Source organism: Streptomyces sp. LARHCF249 (assembly GCF_052871255.1).
Genome location: NZ_JBIXJQ010000021.1, coordinates 92564 through 103216, shown reverse-complemented (window position 1 = coordinate 103216; position 10653 = coordinate 92564). Strand labels below are relative to the sequence as shown.

The following is a 10653-nucleotide window of genomic DNA, read 5'->3' as shown; positions in this document are numbered from 1 at the left end:
GGATCAAACTCTCCATGAATGTTTACCCGTAATCGGGTGCACACACACGCAGAGCGGGACGATCATGTCGGAATAAGACCGACCGTCCACTGCGTCCTCGCTGTGTAATTGCCTGCAAGCACTCCACGAGGAAGCCTCACAGGTCTTTTTCAAAGGAACCTCATCCACCGAAATGGACGGGGTATCAACTTTTGGCGTTGATTTTTGGCACGCTGTTGAGTTCTCAAGGAACGGACGCTTCCTTTGTACTCACCCTCTCGGGCTTTCCTCCGGGCTTTCGTTCTGTGTTCTTGCGTTTCCGACTCTATCAGACTCTTTCGGGCCCGATTTCCTCGGCGCTTTCCAGGTTCTGCGCTTTCGCGCTTTCTCTTTCCGGCGATTCCGACTCTATCAGATCCTTTCGGGCCTGACCCCCGGTCAGCGGGGCTTGCCTTCCGGGCTGTTGGACCCTTCCGGCGAGTGAGACAGTAGCGGATTCCTTGCCCCCGAACCTAATCGGCGACGGCGTCCTCGGACGCGGATTCCTCATTCGCAAATACGCATGAAAACGAGACGACAAAGTGAGTCGTTCGTTCGAATGTGTAGTGCGGGATGGCTGTCCGGGGACCGACCGGGGTCGGCGCTCACTTCGGACAACTCGAAGAACCTTACGGATCGGGCACACGTGTGTCAACCCCCGGCTGACCGGCCCCGCGTGGTGCGCGAACTCCACGACGTCTCCAGCCTGTTCCGTCTACGCTGGGTCCATGACTACGCATGCGCTCACGCTCAACCTCCGTTGGTGGGCCGCCTGACGGCGGCCGACTGCAACGCGAGCACGCATGCGCTCACGGCCGCCGCTTCGGCGGCCGTTTTGTTTTCTCCCTCCCGGGAGTGGCTCGGTCGCCCGACGCGGCGGCCTCGACATCACTCACACAAGGGAGAGCAGGACATGACGAGGATCTTCAGCGGGGTCAAGCCGACCGGGCATCTGACACTGGGGAACTACCTGGGCGCCGTACGGCAGTGGGTCGCCGCCGACCAGGACCCGGACGAGGCACTGTTCTGTGTCGTCGACCTCCACGCGCTGACCGTCGAGCACGATCCGGCTCGCGTACGGCGGCTCAGCCGACAGGCGGCGACGCTGCTGCTCGCCGCCGGGCTGGACCCGCAGCGGTGCACCTTGTTCGTGCAGAGCCATGTCGACGAGCACACGCGGCTGGCGTACCTGCTGGAGTGCACCGCCACCGACGGTGAGCTGCGCCGGATGATCCAGTACAAGGAGAAGGCGGCGAAGGCGCAGGCCGCCGGGGACGGCGTACGGCTGTCGCTGCTCACCTATCCCGTGCTGATGGCCGCCGACATCCTCGCGTACCGGACCGATGAGGTGCCCGTGGGTGAGGACCAGCGGCAGCACGTCGAGCTGACCCGGGATCTGGCCGTCCGCTTCAACCAGCGGTACGGGTACACGTTCACGGTGCCCAAGGCCACGCACCCGGCGGTGGCCGCCCGGGTCATGGACCTCCAGGAGCCGGCCTCGAAGATGGGGAAGTCCGACGCGAGCGGCACGGGGATCGTCTACCTGCTCGACGAGGCGGGGGTCGTGCGCAAGAAGGTGATGCGGGCGGTCACCGACAGCGGGGACGGCGGGGTGGTCTACGACCGGGAGACACGGCCCGGCGTCGCGAACCTGCTGGACATCCTGGCCGCCTGTACGGGCGGGGATCCCGTGCGGCTCGCCGGGGGCTACAGCGGGTACGGCGCGCTCAAGCGGGACGTCGCCGACGCGGTGGTCGAGCTGCTGCGGCCGGTACGGGAGCGGCATGCGGAGCTGGCGGCCGATCCGGCCGAGGTGGACAAGGTGCTGCGGGAGGGTGCGGCGCGGGCCCGGGAGCTGGCGCGGCCGGTGGTGGACCGGGCGTACGAGGCCATCGGACTGCTCGCTCCCTGATGCCCGGCTGCGTTGGTGACCGGGGGCGTCAGTTCACACAGCCCGCGATCACACTGGGGGCGCAGTTGGTGGGGTAGTTGTCCGTCACGGGGGTGGCGGTGAGGGTGACCGTGCCGCCGTCGTTGAAGATGCCGCCCGGGGCCGTGTTGGCGAAGTTGTGGGTCACCGAGCTGTTGCGGACGTCGAGGGTGGCGTCGGAGGCGTTGGCCAGGCCCCCGCCCCGCGCCCCGGTGCTGAGGGTCCGGTTGGCGAAGACGGTGGTCCGCTCCAGCGTCAGGGTGGAGGTGCGGTTGTGCACGCCGCCGCCGTCGTCCCCGGCCGTGTTGCCGCGGATGAGCGTGTCCGTGACGGTCCCCGTCAGTTGGAAGGCGCTGATGCCGGCGCCGCCGAACCGGGCCGCGTTGTCGGTCACCCGGCTGCCCGTGAGGGTGAGGCTGCCGCGTGTGTCGAGGCCGCCGCCGTCGTCATGGGCGGTGTTGCCGGTGATGGTGGTGTTCGAGATGTTCGTGGTTCCGACCGCGAAGGCTCCGCCCCCGTTGTTCGTGGCGATGTTGTAGCTGAGGGTGCTGTTGCGGAGGGTCAGCGCGCCAAAGCTGACGATGCCCCCGCCTGTCCCGCCCACGCCCGCGAAGTTGCGGGTCACCTCCACGTTGTTGAGGGTGAGCGTGGTCCCCTCGCCGGCGTGGAGCCCGCCGCCGCCCTCACCGCCGCTCGCCGACCGGCCGTCGCGGACCGTGAGGCTGTTGAGGGAGAGGCGGCCGCTGGGGCCGGAGACCTCGAAGAGGCGGAAGTCGGTCGCGTGGCGCCGAATGGTGCTGCCGCGCCCAGGATGCTGATGTCGCTGGTCACCACGGGCAGGCCGTTGCCGGGGTTGTCGGGGGCCGTCAGGGTGTACGTGCAGCTGAGGAAGAGGACCGCCGGTCCGGGGACGGTGTTGGCGAGGTTGATGGCGGACCGGGGCGCGCCAGGGCGGTCCCCCGCACGGTGCACGGCGGCCCGCCGGTGGACTCGGGACGTGACCGGATGGCTCAGCTGTTGCCGGAGGCGAGTTCGCGGCTGCGGTCGCGGGCCGCTTCGAGGGCGGCGATCAGGGCCGCGCGTACGCCGTGCCGCTCGAGCTCGACGATCGCGTTGATCGTCGTACCGGCCGGGGAGGTGACGGCCTCGCGGAGCTTGACCGGGTGCTCGCCGCTGTCGCGCAGCATCACGGCGGCCCCGATGGCGGCCTGCACGATCAGGTCGTGGGCCTGGGCGCGGGGCAGGCCCAGGAGGATCCCGGCGTCGGTCATGGCCTCCACGAGGAAGTAGAAGTACGCGGGTCCGGAGCCGGAGAGGGCGGTGGCGGCGTCCTGCTGGGACTCCGGGACGCGCAGGGTCTTGCCGACGCCGCCGAAGATCTCCTCGGTGTGGACGAGGTGCGCGGCGGTGGCGTGGCTGCCGGCCGAGATGACGGACATGGCCTCGTCGACGAGGGCGGGGGTGTTCGTCATGACGCGGACGACGGGGGTGCCGGGCGCGAGCCGCTCCTCGAAGAAGGAGGTCGGGATGCCGGCGGCGCCGCTGATGACCAGGCGGTCGGCGGGGACGTGCGGGGCGAGCTCTTCGAGGAGCTTGCCCATGTCCTGCGGCTTGACGGTGAGGATGAGGGTGTCGGCGCGCTTGGCGGCCTCGGCGTTGCTGACGGCCTCGACGCCGTAGCGGGCGCGGAGCTCCTCGGCGCGTTCCGCGCGGCGGGCGGTGACGAGGAGCTTCGAGGCGGGCCAGCCGCCGCGGATCATCCCGCTGAGCAGGGCCTCGCCGATCTTGCCGGTACCGAGGACTGCGACTGTCTGGGTCATGCCCGATTCACCTCGCCGAACGCGCTGCGTAGTACTGCGTACGGGATCATCCTTGCACTCGGGCCGGGGGGCCGGGCGGTGTGTCCGGTCCGTGGGCGGCGACGGGGCCGGCTAGGGGGTCCGGCGGCGGAGGGTGGCCGCGCCGAGGGCGAGGACGAGCAGGGCGCAGGCGGCGACGACGACGGCGTCGCGGACGAAGTCGGCGGTCATGTCGGTGTGGGTGAGGACCTGGGTCATGCCGTCGACGGCATAGGACATGGGCAGGACGTTCGAGATGGCTTCGAGGACGGGCTGCATGGTGTCGCGGGCCGCGAAGAGGCCGCACAGGAGCAGCTGGGGGAAGATCACCGCCGGCATGAACTGGACGGCTTGGAACTCGGAGGCCGCGAAGGCCGAGACGAAGAGGCCCAGTGCGGTGCCCAGGAGCGCGTCGAGCAGGGCGACGAGGAGGAGCAGCCACGGGGAGCCGACGACGTCGAGGCCGAGGAGCCACAGGGCGAGGCCGGTGGCGAGGAGCGACTGGACGACGGCGACGGCTCCGAAGGCGAGGGCGTAGCCGGCGATGAGGTCGCCCTTGCCGAGCGGCATGGCGAGGAGGCGCTCCAGGGTGCCGGAGGTGCGCTCGCGCAGCGTGGCGATCGAGGTCACCAGGAACATGGTGATGAGGGGGAAGATCCCGAGGAGCGACGCGCCGATGCCGTCGAAGGTGCGCGGGCTGCCGTCGAAGACGAAGCGGAGCAGCGTGAGCATCAGGACGGGGACCAGCAGCATCAGCGCGATGGAGCGCGGGTCGTGGCTGAGCTGGCGCAGGACGCGGGCGGCGGTGGCGGCGGTGCGGGCACCGTTCATTGCGGTCGTGGCAGTCATCGCTGTGCCTCCCGGGCTGCGTTGGCGGCGTTGGCGGTCGCGTGGGCGTTGGCCTCGTCGACGAGGCGGAGGAAGCCTTCCTCGACGGTGGCGGAGCCGGTACGGGCGCGCAGGGCGTCGGGGGTGTCCTGGGCGAGGATGCGGCCCTCGCGCATGAGGAGCAGGTCGTGGCAGCGCTCGGCCTCGTCCATGACGTGGGAGGAGACGAGGATCGTGGCGCCGCGGGTGCGGGTGATCTCGTGGAAGAGGTTCCAGAGGTCGCGGCGCAGGACGGGGTCGAGGCCGACGGTGGGTTCGTCGAGGACGAGGAGCTCGGGGGTGCCGAGCAGGGCGACGGCGAGGGAGACGCGGCTGCGCTGGCCGCCGGAGAGGTTGCCGGCGAGGACGTCGGTGTGGGTGGTGAGGTCGACGTCGGTGATGGCCTGCCGTACGGCGGCGGCGCGGCGGTCGGCGGCGGCGCGGCCCGGGTCGAGGATCGCGGCGAAGTAGTCGAGGTTCTGCCGGACGGTGAGGTCGTCGTAGACGGAGGGCGCCTGGGTGACGTAGCCGATGCGGGAGCGGAGCTCGGGGTGGCCGGCGGGGCGGCCGAGGACGTCGAGGGTGCCGGTGACGCGGGCCTGGGTGCCGACGACGGCACGCATGAGGGTGGACTTTCCGCAGCCGGAGGGGCCGAGGAGGCCGGTGATGCGGCCGCGGGGGACGTCGAAGTCGATGCCGTCGAGGACGGTGCGCGGGGTGCGGCCCGTGCCGCGGCGGACGGTCAGGCCGGCGGCGTGCACGGCGGCGGCCGGGGCTCCTGGGGGCGGGTTATTCATCATGTGATGAATAATGCTCCTGGCTGGGCCAGGGCGTCAATCGGCCGGAGGTGTGCGGGGCGGTGCGCGTTACTTCTTGCGCTTGGGGCGGCGCGCGGCGGGGTTGCCGGTACGGGTGCTGCGGCGGCGGGCGAATTCGGCCACGGCGCGCTCGTACTCGGCGCGGCGCAGCTTCTCGCCCGGGGCCTCGACGAGGCAGCGGAGGAAGTACGCGATGAGGGAGCCGATGAAACCGATCGCCTTCAGGCCCTTGAGGGCGGCCTCGTCGGAGGAGGGGGCCGGGCGGCGGCTGAAGGACTCCCAGGTCTTGGCGAAGGCGATGGAGCTGCAGACCGCGAAGAGGACGACGACGGAGATGCTGAGGAAGGGGCCGACGTTGCCGATCTCCAGGCCCTCGTAGGAGAGCCGGAGCAGGAGCGCGGCGGCGACGGCGGTGACCAGCGAGCCGATGGCGACGCCGGCGCGGCGCAGGGCGTAGCCGCCGTCGTGGTTCACCCAGGTGGTGCCGAAGAAGCGGATCGGCTCGGGCTCGGGTCCGGCCGGGGCCTGCTCGGCGGGGGCGGGGTCTCGCTGGTCGTCGCTCACATCAGCGATTATCTCCCGCCGGGCGGGCCGGGCCGGGTGTGTCTCACGTGTCAGACGGGCGGTGGCCCGGACCGCGGCTAGCCGCAGTGTGCGGCGACGTAGCCGTCGCTGCCGGTCTTGACGTAGGCGTCGGAGACGAACTGGCCGTTGCCGACGCAGTCCCAGAGGTTCGTGGTGCCGTACGGGCCGGAGACCGTGGTGCCCGCGCACTGGCAGCGGATCGTCACCCAGGCTCCGAGCGGCAGGACGCCGACGACGGGGTATCCGGTGCCCGGGCCGCTGCGCACGTTGAGCTGGACGCCGGGCGCGACCGGGTAGGACTTGTAGCCGGACCCTGCGGCAAGGGTCTGGACCTCGTTCATTTCGTTCTCAACCGACATCAAAGATCTCCCCCTCGAGCATGACGCTCTGCAACTCGCGCAGGGTAGCAGGCCCTTACCGATTCATATGCGCCATCGACTAGGCTCCGGCGGGGGTGGTCGGCAGTGCATTCACTGCGCGCGGAACGGGCCGGTTTTCCGGAGTACGCCGGGCAGTACCGGCTGGAATCCGTCCTGGGTTCCGGTGGCATGGGAGTGGTTCATCTGGCCACCTCCGCCTCCGGGCTGCGGCTCGCGGTCAAGGTCGTCCACGCGCAGCACGCGGCAGATCCGGAGTTCCGGGCCCGGTTCCGGCAGGAGGTCGCGGCCGCCCGCCGGGTGAGCGGGGCGTTCACCGCGCCCGTCGTGGACGCGGACCCCGATGCCGAGCGGCCGTGGATGGCCACCCTGTTCATCGACGCCCCCACCCTCGCAGAGCAGGTACGGGAAGAGACCCTGGACCGCGGAGCACTGGCGAGGCTCGGCGCCGGGCTGGCGGAGGCGCTGCGGGACATCCACCGGGCCGGTGTCGTGCACCGGGACCTCAAGCCGAGCAACGTCCTGATGGCGCCGGACGGGGTACGGGTCATCGACTTCGGGATCTCCCGGCCCGCCGACAGCGATCTGCGGACCGAGACCGGGAAGCTGATCGGGACACCGCCGTTCATGGCGCCCGAGCAGTTCCAGCGGCCGCGGGAGGTCGGGCCGGCGGCGGACGTGTTCGCGATGGGTGCCGTACTGGTCCACGCGGCGACCGGGCGCGGGCCGTTCGACTCCGACAGCCACTACCTCGTCGCGTACCAGGTGGTGCACAGCGAGCCGGACCTGACCGGGGTGCCGCCCTCCCTCGCGCCGGTCATCTCGCGCTGCCTCGCCAAGGACCCAGCCGACCGGCCGACTCCCGACGCCCTGCTCGGAGAGCTGCGGGCCGCCGCGTATCCGACGGGCGAGGACACGCGCGCCTTCATCCCGCAGCCCCGGCGGCCGGTCTCGGCACAGCACCCGTCCGCCGCGGTCTCCGCCGACGTCACGCACCGGCGCGTACGGGCTCCCGAAACCCCGCCGGCAGGGCGGCGGCCGCGGCGCCTCGCCCTCGTGCTCGCTCTCGCACTGCTGCTGACGGGCGGAGCCGTCGGAGCGTACGCGCAGTTCGCGGACGGCGAGGACCCCGCGGGGCGCACGGCCCCGCGCCCGTCCGGCCCGGCCCTGGAACCGGCAGCGCCCGCCCCGTGGTCGGCCCCGCTGGGCGACCGCGGTCCCGGCAACACCGTGTCCGCGTGTGCCGCGGCGTCCGGAGCCCTGTACTGCTCGGCCCCGGGGCTCGTCGCGGCCCGGCTGAACCCGGCCGACGGCGCCCTCGCCTGGTCGGTGCCGGGCACGGGAGCCCGCACGGCGGGCGCCACCGCCATCGCTCCCGCATCAAGCGGCGGACTCGTACTCGCCGTGACCCCCGGCAGCGGGGTGCTCCAGGCGCTGGATCCGGCCACGGGCGTACCGCGCTGGAAGAAGGACGTCGCACCGAACGCCACGGTGCTGACCGCCGGCTCGAAGGTGCTGACCGCCGGGGCGGACGGGACCGTCACGGCGCTCGACGCGGCCACCGGCAGCGTGAGCTGGAGCAAGCGCCTGGGCCGGCTGGGGTCCGTATGGCTCACGGGTCCCGGCCCGACGGACGGGAGCGTCGACCTGTACGTGTCGACGCGCGCCGACGACGGCACGTCCTCGCAGGTTTCGGCGGTCGATCCGGTCGGCGGCACGGTGCGCTGGCAACTCCGCGCACCGGGGCTGCTCAAGCCGGTCGGCGTCGCACGGGGCGGGCTGTACCTGCTGGCCGGCGACCTGCAGGGGATGTCGGTCGCGGTCGTGCACATCGATCTCGCCACCCGGGCGGTACGGCGCACCCCGTTGTCGGTGGAGCAGTTGCAGGCCGAGGCGGCCGTCGGGCCGGACGGGGTCGTGTACCTGATCGGCATCTCGGGGGCGCTGACGGCGGTCGCCGGTGAGAAGGAGGCGTGGCGGCTGGAGACGGCCGTGGCCGCGGCGTCCCGGCCGGTCGTGGGCGAGGGACGGCTGTACCTGATGGCGGCCGACGGCCGGCTGATCGCGGTCGACACGCGGGCCGGGCGGCTGATCGGGCAGACGGACCCCAGGATGGGTACGGGCCAGGGCACCTACACGGCCACCGTCCCCGCGCCCGTCGTCGCCGACGGGCGGGTGTTCGGGAGCGCACCCGACGGGTCCGTGTTCGCGGTGGACGCGGCGAACCCCGCCGGCTGGTGAAGCGGCCGGCGGGGTTGCGCAGCGGGCGGGCGGGTCAGCCCAGGCGGCTGACGTCGCGGACGGCGCCCTTGTCGGCGCTCGTGGCCATCGCCGCGTAGGCGCGCAGGGCCGCGGAGACCTGGCGCTCGCGGTTCTTCGGTGCGTAGACACCGCCGAGGGCCTCGTGGCGCGCGGCGAGGGTGGCCTCGTCGACCAGGAGCTCGATGGACCGGTTCGGGATGTCGATCCGGATCCGGTCGCCGTCCTCGACGACCGCGATGGTGCCGCCCGAGGCCGCCTCCGGGGAGGCGTGGCCGATGGACAGGCCCGAGGTGCCGCCGGAGAAGCGGCCGTCGGTCACCAGGGCGCAGACCTTGCCGAGGCCGCGGCCCTTGAGGAAGGAGGTCGGGTAGAGCATCTCCTGCATGCCGGGGCCGCCGCGCGGGCCCTCGTAGCGGATGACGACGACGTCGCCCGCCTTGATCTCCTTGCGCAGGATCTTGTCCACGGCCTCGTCCTGGGACTCGCAGACGACCGCCGGGCCCTCGAAGGTCCAGATCGACTCGTCGACGCCGGCCGTCTTCACGACGCAGCCGTCGACCGCGAGGTTGCCCTTCAGGACGGCGAGGCCGCCGTCCTTGGAGTACGCGTGCTGCACGGAGCGGATGCAGCCGCCCTCGGCGTCGAGGTCGAGGGTCTCCCAGCGCTCGGACTGGGAGAAGGCGGTGGCGGAGCGCTTGCAGCCGGGGGCCGCGTGCCACAGCTCCATGGCCTCCTCGGACGCCGTGCCGGAGCGGGCGTCCCACTCGGCCAGCCAGTCCTCCAGGTTGGTGGAGTGGACGGAGGTGACGTCCTTGTTCAGGAGTCCGCCGCGGTGCAGCTCGCCCAGGATGGCGGGGATGCCGCCGGCCCGGTGGATGTCCTCCATGTAGTACGTGCCGCCGGGCGCCACGTTCGGGGCGACCTTCGACAGGCACGGGACGCGGCGCGAGACCTCGTCGATGTCCTTGAGGTCGTAGTCCAGGCCCGCCTCCTGCGCCGCCGCGAGCAGGTGCAGGATCGTGTTGGTCGAGCCGCCCATCGCGATGTCGAGGGCCATGGCGTTCTCGAAGGCCTGGCGGGTGGCGATGTTGCGGGGCAGGACCGAGTGGTCGTCCTGCTCGTAGTGGCGCTTGGTGATCTCGACGATCGTGCGGCCGGCGTCCTCGTACAGGGCGCGGCGGGCGGTGTGCGTGGCGAGGACCGAGCCGTTGCCGGGCAGGGCCAGGCCGATGGCCTCGGCCAGGCAGTTCATCGAGTTGGCGGTGAACATGCCGGAACACGAGCCGCAGGTCGGACAGGCGTTCTCCTCGATGCGCAGGACGTCCTCGTCGGAGACGTTCTCGTTGGAGGCGTCGACCATGGCGTCGATCAGGTCGAGCTTGCGGACGGTGCCGTCGACCAGGGTGGCCTGGCCGGCCTCCATCGGGCCGCCGGAGACGAAGACCACCGGGATGTTGAGGCGCATGGCGGCCATCAGCATGCCCGGGGTGATCTTGTCGCAGTTGGAGATGCAGATCAGGGCGTCGGCGCAGTGGGCCTCGACCATGTACTCCACGCTGTCCGCGATCAGGTCGCGGGAGGGCAGGGAGTACAGCATGCCGGCGTGGCCCATCGCGATGCCGTCGTCGACCGCGATGGTGTTGAACTCGCGCGGGATCGCGCCGGCCGCGCGGATGGCGTCGGAGACGATCCGGCCGACCGGGGCCAGGTGGGTGTGGCCGGGGACGAACTCGGTGAAGGAGTTGGCGACCGCGATGATCGGCTTGCCGATGTCCTCGCTCGCTACGCCCGACGCACGCATAAGGGCGCGTGCGCCCGCCATGTTGCGGCCGTGGGTGACGGTGCGGGACCTCAGCTCGGGCATCGGGTTCACTCCCCATGAGTGCGGCCGGCCTTGGGAGCGCGGCCACGACTGTAGATATGAATCAGTTACGAGGCTACGCCCCTGGACCGCGATA

The 10653-nt window shown here is 71.5% G+C and carries 9 protein-coding genes; 2 read left to right on the top strand and 7 right to left on the bottom strand.

Annotated elements, in window-relative coordinates; genetic code table 11:
• Positions 1–931: 931 nt before the first annotated feature.
• Positions 932–1930: a tryptophan--tRNA ligase gene (gene trpS, locus ACIPUC_RS36155; protein ID WP_446594627.1), complete on the top strand. Its 999-nt coding sequence runs from the start codon at positions 932–934 to the stop codon at positions 1928–1930.
• Between the two features lie 28 nt (positions 1931–1958).
• On the opposite strand, the gene ACIPUC_RS36150 is transcribed toward trpS, so the two are convergent.
• The 6 genes from ACIPUC_RS36150 to ACIPUC_RS36125 form a co-directional block, all read right to left on the bottom strand.
• The gene (locus ACIPUC_RS36150) at positions 1959–2579 is read right to left on the bottom strand and encodes a hypothetical protein (protein WP_446594626.1); all 621 of its coding nucleotides are present in this window, start codon (positions 2577–2579) and stop codon (positions 1959–1961) included.
• Between the two features lie 379 nt (positions 2580–2958).
• On the bottom strand, positions 2959–3768 hold the full coding sequence (gene proC, locus ACIPUC_RS36145; RefSeq protein WP_446594625.1) for a pyrroline-5-carboxylate reductase: 810 nt from the start codon (positions 3766–3768) through the stop codon (positions 2959–2961).
• A gap of 111 nt (positions 3769–3879) precedes the next feature.
• Positions 3880–4617 (bottom strand): ABC transporter permease, encoded by a 738-nt coding sequence (locus ACIPUC_RS36140; RefSeq protein WP_446594632.1) that lies wholly within the window; start codon positions 4615–4617, stop codon positions 3880–3882.
• Positions 4618–4631: 14 nt separating this feature from the next.
• Positions 4632–5453, bottom strand: a complete 822-nt coding sequence (locus ACIPUC_RS36135; RefSeq protein WP_446594624.1) for an ABC transporter ATP-binding protein — start codon at positions 5451–5453, stop codon at positions 4632–4634.
• Positions 5454–5519: 66 nt separating this feature from the next.
• Positions 5520–6035: a hypothetical protein gene (locus tag ACIPUC_RS36130; RefSeq protein WP_446594623.1), complete on the bottom strand. Its 516-nt coding sequence runs from the start codon at positions 6033–6035 to the stop codon at positions 5520–5522.
• A gap of 77 nt (positions 6036–6112) precedes the next feature.
• Positions 6113–6415 (bottom strand): peptidase, encoded by a 303-nt coding sequence (locus tag ACIPUC_RS36125; RefSeq protein WP_446594622.1) that lies wholly within the window; start codon positions 6413–6415, stop codon positions 6113–6115.
• A 105-nt stretch (positions 6416–6520) separates the two neighbouring features.
• Between ACIPUC_RS36125 and ACIPUC_RS36120 the strand changes: the two genes are divergently transcribed.
• Complete coding sequence (locus ACIPUC_RS36120) at positions 6521–8674, top strand: protein kinase domain-containing protein (protein ID WP_446594621.1); 2154 nt, start codon at positions 6521–6523, stop codon at positions 8672–8674.
• 34 nt (positions 8675–8708) lie between these two features.
• Here the strand turns inward: ACIPUC_RS36120 and ilvD are convergent, their stop codons facing one another.
• The gene (gene ilvD / locus ACIPUC_RS36115; protein ID WP_446594620.1) at positions 8709–10559 is read right to left on the bottom strand and encodes a dihydroxy-acid dehydratase; all 1851 of its coding nucleotides are present in this window, start codon (positions 10557–10559) and stop codon (positions 8709–8711) included.
• Positions 10560–10653: the final 94 nt, after the last annotated feature.